Source organism: Marinobacter sp. GH_1, assembly GCF_048595985.1.
Lineage (GTDB): Bacteria > Pseudomonadota > Gammaproteobacteria > Pseudomonadales > Oleiphilaceae > Marinobacter > Marinobacter shengliensis.
In genome coordinates, this window is the sequence record NZ_CP184460.1 from 735,508 (window position 1) to 751,145 (window position 15,638).

The 15,638-nt window shown below is 54.1% G+C and carries 16 protein-coding genes; 5 read left to right on the plus strand and 11 right to left on the minus strand.

Features of this window, described 5'->3' with window-relative positions; translation table 11 throughout:
- Positions 1-22 precede the first annotated feature (22 nt).
- Entirely contained in the window at positions 23-766 is a 744-nt protein-coding gene (locus tag ACNSOI_RS03435; RefSeq protein ID WP_244177389.1) for a 3-deoxy-D-manno-octulosonic acid kinase, read from the plus strand.
- On the opposite strand, the gene ACNSOI_RS03440 is transcribed toward ACNSOI_RS03435, so the two are convergent.
- Genes ACNSOI_RS03440 through ACNSOI_RS03485 form a run of 10 tightly spaced genes read right to left on the minus strand, consistent with a single transcriptional unit; the run spans position 756 to position 10,484 of the window.
- Complete coding sequence (locus ACNSOI_RS03440) at positions 756-1,862, minus strand: glycosyltransferase family 4 protein (protein WP_286253769.1); 1,107 nt, start codon at positions 1,860-1,862, stop codon at positions 756-758. The genes ACNSOI_RS03435 and ACNSOI_RS03440 overlap by 11 nt on opposite strands.
- A complete protein-coding gene (locus tag ACNSOI_RS03445) occupies positions 1,859-3,106 on the minus strand; it encodes an O-antigen ligase family protein (protein WP_106693299.1) in 1,248 nt (415 codons plus the stop codon). Before ACNSOI_RS03445 ends, ACNSOI_RS03440 begins: the two co-directional genes overlap by 4 nt.
- Positions 3,103-4,110: a WavE lipopolysaccharide synthesis family protein gene (locus ACNSOI_RS03450; RefSeq protein WP_420195133.1), complete on the minus strand. Its 1,008-nt coding sequence runs from the start codon at positions 4,108-4,110 to the stop codon at positions 3,103-3,105. The genes ACNSOI_RS03445 and ACNSOI_RS03450 overlap by 4 nt, the downstream gene beginning before the upstream one ends.
- Positions 4,107-4,847: a glycosyltransferase family 2 protein gene (locus tag ACNSOI_RS03455; RefSeq protein WP_106693296.1), complete on the minus strand. Its 741-nt coding sequence runs from the start codon at positions 4,845-4,847 to the stop codon at positions 4,107-4,109. The genes ACNSOI_RS03450 and ACNSOI_RS03455 overlap by 4 nt, the downstream gene beginning before the upstream one ends.
- Positions 4,844-6,451 carry a capsular biosynthesis protein gene (locus ACNSOI_RS03460; RefSeq protein ID WP_374815290.1) on the minus strand — a complete coding sequence of 536 codons (1,608 nt, stop codon included), beginning with the start codon at positions 6,449-6,451 and terminating at the stop codon, positions 4,844-4,846. Before ACNSOI_RS03460 ends, ACNSOI_RS03455 begins: the two co-directional genes overlap by 4 nt.
- Complete coding sequence (locus ACNSOI_RS03465; protein ID WP_106693293.1) at positions 6,451-6,825, minus strand: capsular biosynthesis protein; 375 nt, start codon at positions 6,823-6,825, stop codon at positions 6,451-6,453. Before ACNSOI_RS03465 ends, ACNSOI_RS03460 begins: the two co-directional genes overlap by 1 nt.
- Before the next feature lie 21 nt (positions 6,826-6,846).
- Positions 6,847-7,413: a D-glycero-beta-D-manno-heptose 1,7-bisphosphate 7-phosphatase gene (gmhB, locus tag ACNSOI_RS03470; protein ID WP_420195134.1), complete on the minus strand. Its 567-nt coding sequence runs from the start codon at positions 7,411-7,413 to the stop codon at positions 6,847-6,849.
- Positions 7,410-8,453 carry a glycosyltransferase family 9 protein gene (locus ACNSOI_RS03475; RefSeq protein WP_420195135.1) on the minus strand — a complete coding sequence of 348 codons (1,044 nt, stop codon included), beginning with the start codon at positions 8,451-8,453 and terminating at the stop codon, positions 7,410-7,412. The genes gmhB and ACNSOI_RS03475 overlap by 4 nt, the downstream gene beginning before the upstream one ends.
- A 1-nt stretch (position 8,454) precedes the next feature.
- On the minus strand, positions 8,455-9,903 hold the full coding sequence (hldE, locus tag ACNSOI_RS03480) for a bifunctional D-glycero-beta-D-manno-heptose-7-phosphate kinase/D-glycero-beta-D-manno-heptose 1-phosphate adenylyltransferase HldE (RefSeq protein WP_420195701.1): 1,449 nt from the start codon (positions 9,901-9,903) through the stop codon (positions 8,455-8,457).
- Positions 9,900-10,484 (minus strand): D-sedoheptulose-7-phosphate isomerase, encoded by a 585-nt coding sequence (locus ACNSOI_RS03485; RefSeq protein WP_286253784.1) that lies wholly within the window; start codon positions 10,482-10,484, stop codon positions 9,900-9,902. Before ACNSOI_RS03485 ends, hldE begins: the two co-directional genes overlap by 4 nt.
- A gap of 262 nt (positions 10,485-10,746) precedes the next feature.
- On the opposite strand from ACNSOI_RS03485, the gene rfaD reads away from it, so the two are divergent.
- The 3 genes from rfaD to ACNSOI_RS03500 are packed head-to-tail and all read left to right on the plus strand — an operon-like array spanning position 10,747 to position 13,438.
- Positions 10,747-11,688: an ADP-glyceromanno-heptose 6-epimerase gene (rfaD, locus tag ACNSOI_RS03490; protein WP_420195136.1), complete on the plus strand. Its 942-nt coding sequence runs from the start codon at positions 10,747-10,749 to the stop codon at positions 11,686-11,688.
- Entirely contained in the window at positions 11,685-12,692 is a 1,008-nt protein-coding gene (waaF, locus tag ACNSOI_RS03495; protein WP_420195137.1) for a lipopolysaccharide heptosyltransferase II, read from the plus strand. The genes rfaD and waaF overlap by 4 nt, the downstream gene beginning before the upstream one ends.
- On the plus strand, positions 12,689-13,438 hold the full coding sequence (locus tag ACNSOI_RS03500) for a glycosyltransferase family 2 protein (protein WP_138438169.1): 750 nt from the start codon (positions 12,689-12,691) through the stop codon (positions 13,436-13,438). Before waaF ends, ACNSOI_RS03500 begins: the two co-directional genes overlap by 4 nt.
- Here ACNSOI_RS03500 and ACNSOI_RS03505 read toward each other — a convergent pair.
- Positions 13,422-14,453: a glycosyltransferase family 4 protein gene (locus ACNSOI_RS03505; RefSeq protein WP_420195138.1), complete on the minus strand. Its 1,032-nt coding sequence runs from the start codon at positions 14,451-14,453 to the stop codon at positions 13,422-13,424. The genes ACNSOI_RS03500 and ACNSOI_RS03505 overlap by 17 nt on opposite strands.
- Before the next feature lie 133 nt (positions 14,454-14,586).
- Here ACNSOI_RS03505 and ACNSOI_RS03510 point away from each other — a divergent pair, with 133 nt between their 5' ends.
- A complete protein-coding gene (locus tag ACNSOI_RS03510) occupies positions 14,587-15,615 on the plus strand; it encodes a glycosyltransferase family 4 protein (protein WP_420195139.1) in 1,029 nt (342 codons plus the stop codon).
- The last annotated feature ends 23 nt before the right edge of the window (positions 15,616-15,638 follow it).

Consider the following 15,638-nt stretch of genomic DNA (forward strand, 5'->3'; position numbering starts at 1 on the left):
GGCTTTTTTATTAGAGTTGTTGGTGAATGGCCTTGTGAGAGGTTCGGTGGTGGGCTCAGATACGGAAGTACACATAAGTCGCGATGGCATCAACGCACTGGTGGTGCCTGAGTGGGCAGAGCAGTTCGACCCTGATTGGTTTGACCCTGATTATTGGGGTGAGCGCGCGGTACCGGTTTCTTCGGGGGGGCGTGGGAGCGCCTGGTTTATTGAGCGCAGCCCGGAACATTGGGTGCTTCGCCATTACCGTCGGGGAGGATTGGTCGGAAAGCTGATACGTGATCGGTACCTATACGCAGGCGAGGTGCGCGTGCGCGCGTTCGTTGAATTCCGACTGTTAGTCCAGCTCCGTGTTTTGGGGCTTCCTGTTCCTAAGCCCGTGGCTGTTGTGTACCAGCGCAAGGGGGTACTTTACTCCTCGGCCATTATCATCGAACGCTTGCAAGGTGTTCGCCCATTAGGGGATGTTGCTCTGTCCCTGGACGCAACCCGTTGGCGCGAAATCGGGCAAGTGATTCGTCAATTCCATGATGCGGGTGTGTATCACGCGGATTTGAACTGTTTCAACATCCTGGTCGGAGAGACTTCAACCCACCTGATAGACTTTGATAAAGGTGAGCTGCGCTCCCGAACCCCTTATCGGACTTCCTGGAAAGGTAATACGTTAGATCGGTTGAAGCGTTCCCTGAATAAGGCTTATGGCGAAGAGCTGGAGCGTGAATGGCAGTTTTTCCTTGAGGGGTACAACGCATCCACTAACGTTTGATGAGAGAGCTCAATAGATCCGCCATAGCCTGTTTTTGGTTTACCATTGAATACTGTTGGGCAAGACTTGCCGCCGCCTGACTAGCTCGCTTTCCTGCGTCAGGGTCTGTCAGCATGTTCTGCGCGGCTTTACCCCACTCCTGCAGGTTGTAGCCACTGATTACCTCTGGCACTGAGTGATCCTGCATCAACTCAGCGACGCCGACGTTGTCACTTGCGATTGTAGGCACTCCACAGGCCAGCCCCTCCAGAACTACACGGCCATATTCTTCCAGTAAGGCGGGGAATATGTGCAAATCCAAGGCATGAAACAGTTCGTGGACGTTTGGTACCGGGTCGATAAATCGAATCCGGGACTGCAGGCCGTTTACTGATATCTGGTCGGCAAAACGAGTACTGTTGGATTTCCCCACGACAAGGAATTCAATCGGAAAGGATGTGTTTGCTGCAAGAAATCCGGCGACCTCCAGAAAGAAACGAACGTTTCGTTTGGTAAAGTCTCCGGAGGTGATCAGTCCAACAACCTTGGATGTTTCAGGGAGCTGCAGTTCTCGGCGAGCTTTACACCGGAGTGCTTCTTTGTCAGACACGTTGAACAGACTGGTGTCAACGCCCTGATAGAAAACTCGTAGTTTGTCGTTGGGCACTGAATATCGCTGCTGGAAATCATCGGCCATAAGCTTGGAGTTGGTGATGAGCGCCCGATAATCTCCTGCCGAGATGACGGAGTCATGGAATGCTGCAACATCAAGTTCAGGTGTGCCGCATGTTTCTTCATGCAATCTGACACAGTTGTGCATCACCAGGATGTCATTGCTGTGGCTGTCACCATGACTGAAAAAGAGGTCGTAGGGGTTTGCTCTCAGCCAGTGTTGTACACGCTTATCAAACCAGGTTCGGCGATAGGCCCCTTTGATTGGCCATCGCATGATGCGAACAAAATCCGCTCCACACTCATCCAGGATTTCTCGGTTATACCGTTCAGCTATGATCGTAGTTTCATAGCCCAGGGCCTTGAGGTACTTGCAGTGCTCGATAACGTTCCGAACCGCACCCGTGTGTCTTTGGATTTGCCTGATAGCGATGACGGCTCTCAATGTAGACTCTTCCTGTTAGTGTTACAGATGAACCAGGCTGCGACAGAATAATACAATCCAAAGTTCTGAAGAATTCTCCTCTGATCAAACAGAGTGATGGTAAGTCCAAAGAAGATGAACGATAGAAAAATCACAGCCAGCGTAACACGCAGAATATGGTGGTTCAGATGGCTGCCAGGGCGAGGTGTGGCCAAGTAGAACAAGGGAAGGGTCAGCATCAAAAGTAGAAGAAACAGACCTATCAGGCCGTGAGAGGCAAGCTGATACAGGTATTGATTGTGTGGCTCGGAAGAGAAATCTGACATGAGTGGTTTTAGTTGCCCTTCGGAAATCCGGGTCAGGATTTCCGTTCGGTATCCCGAGAAACCTGAGCCAATAAAAGGGGCCTCGGTGACAACGTTCAGCGCGGCATCCCACATGAGTAGGCGCATTCCCATGGAGGTATACATCTGACCTTCTGAGAACTTATCAATCTCATTCAGGGTTAACTCGTATCGTTCGGATATTGGGTCAACAAATTTGACTGAGACGATGGCAACCGAAGCGACGAGAGCGAGTGTAATGACAAAGTAACGGATTTGGTTTCGGGTAACACTGAACCAGAATCCAATGGCGAGAAGTGCCAGAAACAAAGCAACCAAGCCGCCCCGGGATCCGGACTCCATAAAGGCTATCAGTGCGCCAACACTTCCCATCGCGGCTATCACATACCAGTGACGCTTGCTCTGGGTGAGTAATCCTCCAACGCAGAGTATCAAGGTAATAAGGGCGATATTGCCAAAATGGATGGCATGAACCAGTCCGTCTAACCTGCCCTCGCCGTCGTGCACAATCCAATACGCCAGAAACACCAGACCGCTCAGCGAAAAACTCAGTAACAGATCCTTTGCCCGGAACCGCGCGTGAAACAGGAGTGCGATGACAGGAATGCTGATCAAGAGCAGGGCGTGTCGCTCCACACGGGATTTTGCGAAATCGCTGGGATCAACGAGCCAGTAAATAATGATTGACCACATAAAGAAGAGAAAAGGTGCGGCAACGAATAGCAGGGCCTTTGGTTCAAAGCAAAGTCTCCTGCGAACGTTGGCGCTGATCGCAAATGAGACGATTCCGGCGAGCCCCAAAAGATACCAAAGGGCACTGCCGTACCCATCAACGATGACGCTGAGTGCAGGGAAGGTGCCAATGACGATAAGCAGTAAATATTTGAGGGCGGATGCCAGGCCATGTTGTGCTGGGGTCATTTGATGCCGCCTGACTCACTGCTGCGTCTGTTTTTGTAGAGCTTGACGATGGTCTCCAGCTTGACAGGATGCACATGGACCAAGCGTTTCAGAAACAGGTTTGCCTTCACTGAAGCCGGTGCTTTAGGGAAATCCGGGTCGCAGTAACGGCGATAAATCTCTTGCCACTCCCAGTGTTGCCACTGGGCGCATTGCCCTTTGGTACGTGAGATTCGGGCGGTTCCGAGAAACTTCTGGCAAAGCCCCAAGCCGAGGTCGGCAGGGGAGGCTATTACCAGGTTGTTGGCGAAACACTGTTCGGATATTTCAAGGTTTTCTGGGCTGTTGTCCAGGAGACCATTGATGTAGATCGAGGAGTCAAACTTCTGGAGGGCCCGAATCCAGAAGGCTTGAGTACAATCAGTTGCGAATCCGTCGAATAATACGTTCTCTCTGTCAGTTTCGGAGTCCATGGCATCAGGAAATAGTTCCAAATCCCAAAGCGCTAACAGGTCTTCCGTCAGTCCAAAGTAGAAAAAATCGGATAGATGAAATGGTACGCGGAAGCCCTTCGCATATTGCCGTGTGAATACGTTAGCGACAACAACCCGTTCGTTCAGGAAGCAATGAGATTTACTCCGATTGGGATACTTTTGCTGAAGTTCTATGAAGGAGTTGCCGGTGAGGAAATTGTCGCTCCGAAGCTTTATCGCATAGCGGGTGCTTACCTTTTTTAATCCTTCACGAGTCGACACAATTTGGCGATTGTTATTGAAATACTGAGGATTTCCGTCCGATTTTAGAAATCTTACGTTGGGCCCTGGGTCTTCTGAAATCACCAGCTCGTCATAGTCCAATCCACTCAAGTCTTGGGATGGCCACGTGGAGAGGATAATGCGGCTTCCCGGGAGCTGCGAGCGAACCGATTCGAGACATTTTTTTGTAATCCCTGGCTCCTGGGCTCTGTCCTGGAAAGTTTGGACAGGTCCTTGCACGACAACGGTAATATCTTTGTGGTTAATCATGGTTTTGTATTTGGTCTGGAGGCCGTAAATTCCTGATACTCTGACGGCGTGCCGCAGAAGATAACATCGTCTCTGTTGATCAAATGGTAATAAACATTCTTTCCCTGATTGATGGTCAGATTGTACAGCGGCGCAATATAAAGCTCTCCCTTGGCCCACTGACTTTTGGGCAGTTGGCTGTATGATTCGAAAGCGTCGATAAAATCCTGACAGTTTGAATAGTGATACAGTCCGGTGCTGCAAAGGTCAGAAATGCGGACCTTTTCTGTTGTTCTGCACACCCGTCCATTCTCTGATGGATCGGGTTCAACAAAGGACCAATGGTCTCCTGGTCCTTGGAAGACTTCTAAATACCCGCTTCCTTTTTTACTTTCAGCTGGAAAAGTAAAGTTGGGTCGAAATGTATCAATATTGAAGATCGTCAGGGACTGATCGGTATTCATGGACTGTTTCAGCGCGAGATAAACCGTTTCAGCCTGTCCTCGAGTTTCCTCATCAAGAGTTACGATTTGGTAGCTCTTGATACCCAAGGCTTTAACCCTATCGGTGACGAAATTCAGAGTGTCGTGAACGTCGCGGATTACGAACAGAAATGTCTCAGAGCCAAAATAGTTTTTGAAACTCAGAACGGAATGGTCGAAAAGGGTCCTACCGTGGGCTTCCAGCATGTATTTAGGCTTGTCATAACCTGCCCTGAAAAATCGCGAGCTGAGGCCAGCCATTGGAATTACAATCATTGAGAGTGGCGCTCCATCAAGTCGTAAAGCCTGAAGGCATTGGCAAACAGGGCATTCTGTCGATTAGGATCATCTGCATGCAGCGGCAGCATGGACAAAAAGAGTTGTACCTGCATGGCGTAGAGTTCGGGGGGGGTAATTGAAAACTGTGATCCTAGCATTTCCAGAAAAAGCTGTTGAACGTCGTGGTGCTTCGCTGATTCTGGCAACGCGATCGATATGTTATCACCGCTCAGACTAGTGTTGTGATAGCCCGCGATTATCCAATCATACATTCCCAGAACGGAGTGACTGAGTTTGGCCAAGTCATAGCGAATGTCTCCATAAGCACTGATAGTCCCGTCATGCGTCATTCCTCTTGGGTCAATAACTTTGATTCTATTGGTTCTGAACTCGTAAAGGATGTTGCTGAAGCAAAAGTCGCCGTGGATTAGAGTAGCGCGAGCGTCGTCCTTTGGAAGAATTGCCGCGCTTCCTCGAACGAGATCATTGACTGATAGTCGCAGCCCTTGCCCGCTCGAGCTCTGGGGGCGGAATGTAAACAGACTGTCGGCAGACAAGCCGCGCTCCTCACAAAAGGTTTTCAGCCTGTTTTCCGTTTTGACTGTAAATAGATGCCTCAAATCGGATGAGGGGGCATTCTTTTGGGGTTTTGGATGTGATGCGCAGTTAGCGAGGAAGTTCAGGCATTCTTTGAAGATTTTTTTCCACAAAAGTGCAGGGACATCCGCAAAGACGAAGAGCTCGTTGAGTGCGGTGTGGTGTAGGTATTCGAGCCGGTAGGCCCCGCTTTCTCTGTTTTCCGGTCGGCCAAGATACTGGGGCGTGAAGCGGCGAACCATTGGGGGGAGGCTCTCAAACCAGTTTGCCTCTGCTTCAATCTTGTCACCATGATTGCCAGATTTTTCGATCCAGTCAGGTGTTATCTTGAGGTGGTTAAAGACCCTCTGGGTCGTGTGTGCCGATTTAGATCGGTAATAAGTATTTGCGTGCCCGAAATCCAGCCAGTTAGGTACTTTGCTGGTGCTGAGGCCAACAGCTTTTCGATATCGGCCCAACCCCTCAAGAAAATGCCAGTTGGACTGCGTAATACATCTGATCAATTGTCGCGGGCTGCTAAACCTGAAATATCCGGTGACAACCTCGTGTTCTTGCTGTGCAAGGGTGTTTTGGCTGCTGGTGAGCCAGTTGTCATCATTTTCCGTTACGATTGCCCAGTCGTAGTTGTCTTCAACATTGGCCACTGCAACCAGATCATCCCCGTGAGGCAGTGGATCAACCAGCGTGTCACCGAAGAGCACATGCAGAGGTGTCTCAAGCCCTTGTTCGATCAGGTTCAGCGCTGCAACCAAAGAAGCCCCAAGGCTGAGTCCGTCGGGGAGCGGGATAACAGTGATCTCATTTTGGTCAAGCCATGCCTGATCAAAGTATGAAATCTTGAACGATTCAGGAACGGTAAGAAACACCGACGTGTTGTCTGGTGCGAGGCGCACCTGATGTTGGAAAAGCCGACGGTTGCCCAGAGGCAGGAAGCTGGGAGGCAGTGCTCCGAATTCTGATCGAAGCTCTTGGGTTATATAGGCCGCAGACATTATCAGGAACATCAGTGCTTTTCCTGTTCGATTAGCGCCTCGATTTCTTCCGGAGTCAGCTGGGTAAATTCGGACGGACGTATAGCGCGGTCGTCAATGTAGAAGCCCTCAAAGCCGCACCAAGGTTTGCCTACGTGAATTTCGTCATAAGGCACATCGTGGCGATCCAGCCATTCCGTCACGATCGGTAGCGTGTGTATGTTTATCTTCCCGACGTTACCTTCGAACGTTCTCATATTTCGAGCTGTCTGAATAATTACCTCGTAACCGAGTTCTTTATAAAAACGAAGCCGGTCGATTACGTCCAGGTTTGGTGAAACGTTGCGGTAATCGGATGTATCACCCTTCGTGATGGTCCCGTCGAGATCGACAATCAATTTTTTCATTACAATAGCCTCGAAACTGGTTCACGATTCTTCGGGGCAATTACAGACGCCTTCAGGAGGTGTGAGTAGTTGCTTGAGGTTGTTTATGCGGCAGAAACGGTTGCCCTCGCTCAACTTTTCCACTTCGTCGTTGAGGAGAATGCCAGTGCCTAAGTCTGCGGATTCTGCAGCGGTCATGTCAGAGACTTTGTCACCAACCATCAGGCAAAGTTTTGGTTCCAGCTCAAACTCCTCAATCCCCCTCAAGATCATCCCCGGCTTAGGCTTCCTGCAATCGCAATCCCGCTCATCAGCAGGCCCAAAGTCCGGATGGTGGGGGCAATGATAAACCTTGGTGATGGTCACATCCTGTTCCTTGAAGCGTTCTACCATCCAGTCTGTTAGCTCCTGGAATTGAGCTTCTGAGTACATGCCTCGGGCAATGCCGGACTGGTTGGTGACGACAATCAGCAGATAACCCTGTTCCTGGAAGTGCCGGCAGGCCTCGAATATACCATCGACAAACTCGAAATCTTCTTTGCGATAAACATAGCCGTGATCCACGTTGATCACGCCATCCCGGTCCAGAAATACGGCTTTGTTGGTCATAGGTTCTGTTCCTGAATACAGCGGTCCAACATGTCGATAACGTGTTCCGTCGTGATGTTCTCCATCAGTTCTTCGCCCTTGAGCCTCTGGCCCCAGCGGCTTTGTTCCGGCGTTGCCCCTCGCATCTGTTTCAGTGCGGGGGTATAGGCGTCTACCACGTAGTTTTGCCACAGGTAGGGGCCGGTACGTTTCGGGTTGCTGTGAGCATACAGGCCGATAATCGGCGTGCCGGCGGCAACGGCCATGTGGGCCGGGCCGGTGTCTGGTGCGAGCACAAGGCTGGCCTCGCCAATCAGGGCGAACAATTGCTTCAGGCTCGACTGGCCAACCAGGTTATGCAGGGAGTGTTTGGCGTGGGCCTGAATGTTGGCAGCTAATTGCTTTTCATGATTGGCCGGCCCGCCACACAGATAGACGGAAAAACCCCTGCTGGCGGCATGGTCAGCCACGGCCGCGTATCGCTCGGGCAGCCAGTTGCGCTCGGCGTTAGAGGCGGCGGGGGTGATAATAAGGTGTTTGCGGGTGCCCGGGTCGAGCTGGGCTTTGGCCCAGTCCCGCTCTTCCGCATTAACCGGAATGTTCCAGTCGGGTGCTTCGAGGGGGATACCCAGCGTTTTCTGGAACTGCCGGAAATTGTCCAGCACGTGGACCTTGTCCGTTGGCTCGATCCGCTCATTGATAAACAGGCTGTGCAGCTCTTTGCTCTTGGCTTTGTCGTAGCCGATTCGTCGCTTGGCAGAAATACACAAGCTAGCCAGGTTCGCTCTCAGGGCGACTTGCATCAGTAGCAGGGCATCGAATCGTTTGCCCTGGAGCTGGCGCCGAAGGTTGCGGTATGCGGCCAAGCCCTGTTTCTTGTCAAACACAACAAAGTTGACGCCGTCCATGCCCGCCATCAGTGCGGCTTCGGCCTTGCCGATCACCCAGGTGATCTCAGCTTCCGGGTAATATTGCCGGATGGCATTCACTACCGCAGCGGCGTTGCAGGTGTCGCCAATGGCCGACAGGCGCAGCAGGCAGATGGAGCGTGGCGCAGACAAATCAGCCTCGAACTTTCTTGATCAGCCCGGTGGTGGAACGGCCTTCAACCGTGGGCAGAATGGCAACCTCACCGCCGTTTTCCTGAACAAAGTCCGCGCCGACGATGGTGTCGATTGAGTAGTCGCCGCCTTTGGCGAGCACCTGCGGATTCACCCGTTTGATGAGTTGCTCCGGGGTGTCGTTCTCCTCAGTGTTGTCACCGAAGGGGATGACCCAGTCCACGCAGGCCAGGGCGGATAGCACTTCCATCCGGTCTTCCAGTGAGTTCACCGGGCGCTCCTCGCCCTTCAGGCGACGCACGGAGGCATCGGAATTCAGCCCGACAACCAGTCTGTCACCGAGCGCTCGGGCCTGGGCCAGGTAGCGCACATGGCCGGCGTGCAGGATGTCGAAGCAACCGTTGGTAAAGACAATCCGTTCGCCCTGTTGTCGGGCGTAATCAATGTGCAGCAGGCTCTGCTCGACACTGGGGTGGTAGCCGCTGGTCTTGGCCGACCACTGGTGGCTGGCGCGGGCAGCCAGTTCCTCCGGGGAAACGGTTGCGGCGCCCAGTTTGGCGACCACAATGCCAGCCGCAAGGTTGGACAGCCAGGCGGCGTCTTTCAGATCAAACCCGGCGCTCAGCAAGGTACCCAGTGTAGCAATCACAGTGTCACCGGCGCCGGTGACATCGCTTACTTCCAGGACTTCCGCCGGGAAATGGTGGTGCTCCGTCGGGGTGATCAGACTCATGCCTTGCTCGCTACGGGTCAGCAGCATGGTATCGATGCCCGCGTCGGCCAGCATGGCGCGGGCCGAGCGCAGCATGGCGTCATCTGAGGAGGCATCTCCGCCGGCGGCCTTGAACTCACTCAGATTTGGGGTAATGACGGTTGCGCCACGATACAGGGAGAAGTCTTTGCTTTTCGGGTCCACCAGCACTTGTTTGCCGGCCTTTCGCGCAGCCTGGATCAAGCCGCCAACACAGGCGAGGGTGCCTTTGGCGTAGTCGCTGATGATGACGGTATTGTATTGCTCAACCAGTTCGCCGTAACGCTGCTTGACGCTTTCGGCCTGGGCGACGGGGAAGGTGTCTTCCATGTCTAGCCGAACCATCTGTTGATGGCGGGAGATAATGCGAGTTTTGGATATCGTGCGTGCGTCGTCCAGTTCCAGGAGCTCGGAATGGACCTTTTCCTTGACCAGAAGATCTTTCAGCAAACGACCGTCTGTGTCGTTGCCGATGATGCCTAGAATGGCGGCCTGGCCATCAAGGTGGGCAATGTTTCTGGCAACGTTGGCGGCACCGCCGGCCCGGTCTTCTGTGTGTGCGACGCGTACCACCGGCACCGGTGCTTCCGGTGAAATGCGGTTGGTGTCACCAATGAAATAGCGGTCGAGCATGACATCGCCAATCACCAGCACAGAGGCGTTCTGAAGCTGGTCCAGCCGGGCCAGATCAAGCATCAGTCAAGGCCTCCGGACAGCACCACCTCATCCATCGCTTCACACAGCCAGTGGCCGATGAACATATGGGCCTCCTGGATGCGGGCGGTTTCGTCACTGTTGATGATGATGGACAGCCTGGCGATGTCTTTTACCTTGCCGCCATCCCGGCCGGTCAGAGCAACGGTTGCGGCGCCCATGTCGTTGGCAGCTTTCAGGGCCCGGTTGATGTTCTCACTCTGGCCGGAGGTGGTCAGGCCGATCACCAGATCTTCGGGCTTTCCCAGGCCCAGAACTTGTCGCTCAAATACGGTCTCGAATTCGTAGTCGTTCGGGTGTGCTGTCAGAATGGACGTGTCTGTGGTCAGGGCGATGGAGGCCAGGGGGCCGCGCTCTTTTTTATAGCGGACCATGAACTCGGCCGCCAAATGCTGCGAATCTGCAGCACTGCCGCCGTTGCCCAAGAAAATGATCTTGCCGCCCCGTTTCAGGCTTTGGCGCGTCAGCTCCAACAGTTGCTCGACGGCTTCCTGGTGTTCTTCCATCACTGCAAAGGTTTTGCGGTGCCGTTCCAGGGTGGCGAGGTAACTGCTTTGCTGGGACATGTGAGCCTCCGGTATGAACAATCCCAAAGTCGACCCGGTGCGGCAGCACCAGTTCCAAACGCGAAGTGTACCATGGCCGCAACAGGCGTCCCATATGCTTTTTCACAGACTAACCGCCCGTTAATCCAGTGTTCATCATGGTTCTGGCCGATGGAGACTCGGGCTCTGGTTGTTTTAGGCAGGTACAAAAGAGGTTAGTATTACGGCTGAACACAGCGGCCATCTTCTGGCCTGTCCGCACAGAAATTTCAGGAGCCTTACCATGATTGTCGTCACTGGCGGTGCCGGTTTCATTGGAGCCAACATTATTCACGCCCTTAACTCGCGTGGCGAAACCGATATTCTGGTGGTGGACGATCTGACCGACGGTACCCGTTTCCGGAACCTGGCGGAGCTGGATGTCACGGATTACATGGACAAAGGCGAGTTCCTGGAGCGGGTCAAAGCGAATGACCTGCCGGTGGGTATAAGGGCCATCTTCCACGAGGGGGCCTGTTCAGACACCACCGAGTGGGATGGCAAGTTCATGATGGAGAACAACTACACCTACTCCAAGGTGTTGTTGCACTGGTGCCTTGATCGCAAGGTGCCGTTCCTCTATGCGTCCAGTGCCGCCGTCTACGGAGCCAGTGATGAATTTCGCGAAGAGCGCGAGTGCGAGCGACCGCTTAACGTTTACGGTTATTCCAAGTGGCAGTTTGACCAGTACGTGCGCAAGATTCTGCCCTCCGCCCGTTGCCAGGTTGTTGGTTTCCGCTACTTCAACGTGTATGGCCCGAGGGAGCAGCACAAGGGCAAGATGGCGTCCGTGGCCTATCACCTGCATGAACAGATCAAGGCCGGCCAGAACCCCAAGCTGTTCGAGGGGTGGGATGGATACTCTGATGGTGGTCAGCAGCGGGATTTCGTTTACGTGGATGATGTCTGCAAGGTCAACCTCTGGTTCTACGACAACCCCGAACAATCCGGCATTTTCAACCTGGGTACAGGGCGCGCCCAGTCGTTTCTGGATGTGGCAGAGGCTGTTATCCGCTACCACGGCAAGGGCAGTGTTGAGTTCATTCCCTTCCCGGATGAGTTGAAAGGGCGCTATCAGAGCTTTACGCAGGCCGATATTACCGCTTTGCGTGATGTTGGCTACACCGCTGAGTTTGCTGATGTGGCCAGCGGTGTTGAGAGCTATCTGGCCTGGCTGGACCGATGAAATACCTGGTGGTAGGGCCGTCCTGGGTGGGTGACATGGTCATGGCCCAGGCGCTGTTCATGTCCCTCAAGCAGCAGGACCTGCAAGCAGAAGTCGATGTGCTGGCTCCCGGGTGGTCGCTCCCGATCATCGCCCGTATGCCTGAGGTCAACACAGGCATTGCGGCACCCTGGAAAAGTGGCGAGCTGGCCCTGAAGGCTCAGTGGCGACTGGCCAGAACGCTGAAAGGGTATGATAAAGCCATTGTCCTGCCGCGTTCGTTCAAGTCCTCTTTGATCCCTTTCTTTGCAGGCATTCCCGAGCGAGTGGGTTTCAGTGGGGAAGGGCGCTCGATTCTACTGACCGATGCCCGGCGCAGACACCCAACTCGAGACGGCTCTACCATCACCGACAAAACCGTGTGGCGCTACATGGGGCTTGGGGCCAGCAAGGCGGATTACGAAACCTATCGGTTTGATGTGCCACAACCGTCACTGACGATTAACAAGACTAACCTGAACGACGTGATGGGCAAACTGGGCCTGGACCCGGAACGCCCCGCCATTGCCATCTGCCCCGGTGCGGAGTTTGGCCCGGCAAAGCAGTGGCCTCTTGAAAACCACCGGGCGCTCGCTGAAAAACTGGTGCAGCAGGGCTTTCAGGTCTGGGTTATGGGCGGTCCGAAAGATGTGGAGCCGGGTGAGCAGATTGCCAATGGTCAGGAGGGCGTGTTCAATCTTTGTGGCAAAACCCGCCTGGAAGATACCGTGGACCTGTTCAGTCATTGCCGCAAAGTGGTCAGTCACGATTCCGGCTTGATGCACGTGGCCGCCGCATCTGGTGCTGATGTGGTTGCCATCTACGGTTCCACCAGCCCGGATTTCACGCCTCCGCTGACGGATAAGGCGACGATTGTCCGGCATCCGGTGGAGTGTAGTCCCTGCTTTGAGCGCACCTGCCGTTTTGGCCATTACAACTGCTTGACCGGTATTTCCGTGCAGCGGGTTCTGGAGGCGTGCCAGTGAAACTCAGCGCGGTACTGATTACCAAAAACGCAGGGCCTGAGTTTGCCAAATGCCTGGAGAGTCTGGCTTTTGCCGATGAGATTGTAGTGCTGGACTCTGGTTCGACGGACGATACGCTGGCCGTCGCCGAGCAATTCGGGGCGCGCATTTTCCAATCGGACGACTGGCCAGGCTTTGGTCCGCAGCGTCAGAGGGCCCAAAGCCACGCGCAGGGCGAGTGGTTGTTCTGGATCGATACCGACGAAGTGGTCACCCCGGAGCTGGCCTCCTCCATTCAGCGCGCCATCGAACAGGCTCCGGCGAAGAAGGTGTTTCAGGTAAAGCGGTTGTCGTGGTTTTTTGGCCGTTTCATCCGGCACTCTGGCTGGTATCCCGATAAAGTAGTCCGGTTGTACCGCCGTGAAGAATTCGGTTATGACGATGCGCTGGTGCATGAAAAGGTACACTGCCCAGGCGCCAGCGTGGAGACATTGGGCGGGGATCTACTGCACTATACCGCGACCAATTTCCCTGATTACATGGCGAAATCCGTCCGTTATGCAGAGGATTGGGCCGAGGGGCGGGCCCGCCGTGGCAAGAAAGCCTCACTGTTTTCCGCCTGCACCCACAGTTTAGGCGCATTTGTCCGGAAGTATCTGCTTCAAAGGGGTTTTCTGGACGGCCGGCATGGGTTTTTGCTGGCCGTCACCACCGCCATTTATGCCTTCAACAAATACGCAGCACTCTGGATTAAAACTCGCCGTTGACGGTTTCGCTCAGCACCTTCAAAAGGGCTTCAGACGAATGCTGTACGTGAAAGTGCGAGGCGATTCTATCTCGAGCGCTTTGGCCCATATTTGCGCATAGTTCTGGGGATTCATGCAGCCGCTGAATGCCTGCAGCAATTTCTTCAGCGCTACCGGGCGTTACGCGTATGCCGGAAACGCCATCTTCAATGAGCTCCGCACTTCCTCCGGTATCGCTGACGATTGGTGCAACGCCATAGGCCATAGCTTCAATCACCGTTTTTGGAAGCCCCTCGCGTTTGGTCGAAGCCAGCACGGATACCTGGCAGGACGCAATGATGGCTGGCGCGTCTTTTCTGAATCCAGTCAGGTGAATTCTGTCGGCCATCGGGCTGGCCTGGATTAGAGCCTGAACCGCTGGATTGTCCATTCCCCGGCCCACGAGCAATAGGTGGATGTTGCTGTCCGCGGGTAAAAGGTGTGTGGCTTTCAGCAGAATTGGCAGTCCTTTTCTGGGGCGGATATTTGCCACCGACCCAACCACAAAGGCGCCATCCGGTACGCCGAATTGTTTGAGGTCTACCGGAGTATCCTGGTACCAGTCGAGATCGTGGCCTTTATAGACCGTACAAACTTTGTCTTTGTTGCCCCAGACGTGCTTTTGTAGGTCATCGCGGGTTGCTTTGGAAACGCAGATAATTCGATCCACCCGTGGGCTTAAGTGGGTCAGGTAGCCACTTGGGTCCCAGCGGCTGATATTGCCGGTTTGGCCTCGATAGGTCATAACTTTGACTGGCAGGCCGATTGCCGCAAGGTTGGTGTTAGCGATGGCTTTGTTGTTAAAGCAGTACACGGCGTCAAACTTGCCTTCGATCAGGAGGTGACGAATTCGACGAATGGCTTCAGGCTCTATTTTCTTTCGGGGATGGAAACCGTGTACCTTGATGCCGTTTTCTTCAAATCGGGAGCGGTACTCCGCATCCGGTTGTGTCATCAGCTCAACTTCGACACCCAATTTTGCCAGCCCGATCAGCATTTCGGCTTCTGGCCGAACAGAGTTCCAGGTATCTACATAGGAGCTGATTACAAGTAGCTTCACAGTGTTATGTCCTTTTCATGGTCGATCTCTTACACTGCCGCCATTAAAACATCGACGGGGCCGAGTTGGTATGCACATTTGCCACGTAAATCTGGCCGGAGGTTTTTCCGGTGGTGAGCGACAGACCGTAAACCTGATTCGGGAGCTGGCGAGGCGTGGCATTCAGCAATCGCTGGTGGCCCGGCCGGGGAGTCGTCTATGGGCTGAGCTGGAAAGCATCCAATCGCTCGGTAGGCGAGAGACTGCACATTTTCTGCTGGGCCACGGCAAGGGGGATTGGGACCTCGTTCATTGCCACGACGGTAAATCAGTCTACTGGGCCTGGATCGAGTCCCGCCTGCGTAGAACGCCTTACGTCGTCACACGGCGAGTCGATAATCCCATCGGAACCGGGCGCCTGACGTCTGCGGCCTATGGCGGAGCCGCGACCGTCGTCTGCCTGAGTTCGGCCATTGAATCAGTTGTACAACAGCGACTGGGCCGCGTGGACACTGTCATCATTCCCTCGAGTTTCTCAGGCTTTCCCGCCGCACCAGACGCCGTCGAAGCTATCCGGCAGCAGTATCCCGCCAAACGCCTGGTTGGCCAAGTGGGGCGCCTCCTGAAGCACAAGGGTTATCACATCACGATTGAGGCAGCGCGTTTGCTGGGCAGCCTCAGGCCAGACGTGCAGTTCATTTTCCTGGGAGAAGGGCCAGATGAACAGTGGCTCAAGTCCCAGGCACAGGGTTTGCCCAACGTCAGTTTTCTGGGGCATAAAGATAACGTCGGGGATTGGTTGGCAGCTCTGGATGTCTTCGTGTTCCCCTCACTCTCCGAGGGGCTTGGCTCAACGATTCTTGAGGCCATGCAACATCATGTGCCGGTGGTTGGGGCCAAAGCCGGAGGCATTCCTGATCTGATCTCCGATAAAGCGAATGGTCTTCTGGTATCTCCGGGTGACCCGGAGGCTTTGGCTTCGGCGATTCAGTTTATCCTCGATAACCCAGAGCAGGCCGCCGCATTCGCAGACGCTGCCCAGGCTGGCTTAACAGCGTTCAGCCCTGCATCGGTAGCGGAGCGTTACCTGGGACTCTACTCCGCAACCTTGCAATCCTAAGGGAGTTCCTGGCAGCCGGGCGG

What these genes read in the sequence shown, in the direction of transcription:
- ACNSOI_RS03445 (WP_106693299.1), bottom strand. Translation starts at nt 3,106, where the DNA reads ATGACCCCAGCACAACATGGCCTGGCATCCGCCCTCAAATATTTACTG.
- ACNSOI_RS03450 (WP_420195133.1), bottom strand. Translation starts at nt 4,110, where the DNA reads ATGATTAACCACAAAGATATTACCGTTGTCGTGCAAGGACCTGTCCAA.
- ACNSOI_RS03455 (WP_106693296.1), bottom strand. Translation starts at nt 4,847, where the DNA reads ATGATTGTAATTCCAATGGCTGGCCTCAGCTCGCGATTTTTCAGGGCA.
- ACNSOI_RS03460 (WP_374815290.1), bottom strand. Translation starts at nt 6,451, where the DNA reads ATGTTCCTGATAATGTCTGCGGCCTATATAACCCAAGAGCTTCGATCA.
- ACNSOI_RS03465 (WP_106693293.1), bottom strand. Translation starts at nt 6,825, where the DNA reads ATGAAAAAATTGATTGTCGATCTCGACGGGACCATCACGAAGGGTGAT.
- gmhB (WP_420195134.1), bottom strand. Translation starts at nt 7,413, where the DNA reads ATGACCAACAAAGCCGTATTTCTGGACCGGGATGGCGTGATCAACGTG.
- ACNSOI_RS03485 (WP_286253784.1), bottom strand. Translation starts at nt 10,484, where the DNA reads ATGTCCCAGCAAAGCAGTTACCTCGCCACCCTGGAACGGCACCGCAAA.
- rfaD (WP_420195136.1), top strand. Translation starts at nt 10,747, where the DNA reads ATGATTGTCGTCACTGGCGGTGCCGGTTTCATTGGAGCCAACATTATT.
- waaF (WP_420195137.1), top strand. Translation starts at nt 11,685, where the DNA reads ATGAAATACCTGGTGGTAGGGCCGTCCTGGGTGGGTGACATGGTCATG.
- ACNSOI_RS03505 (WP_420195138.1), bottom strand. Translation starts at nt 14,453, where the DNA reads ATGCTGATCGGGCTGGCAAAATTGGGTGTCGAAGTTGAGCTGATGACA.
- ACNSOI_RS03510 (WP_420195139.1), top strand. Translation starts at nt 14,587, where the DNA reads ATGCACATTTGCCACGTAAATCTGGCCGGAGGTTTTTCCGGTGGTGAG.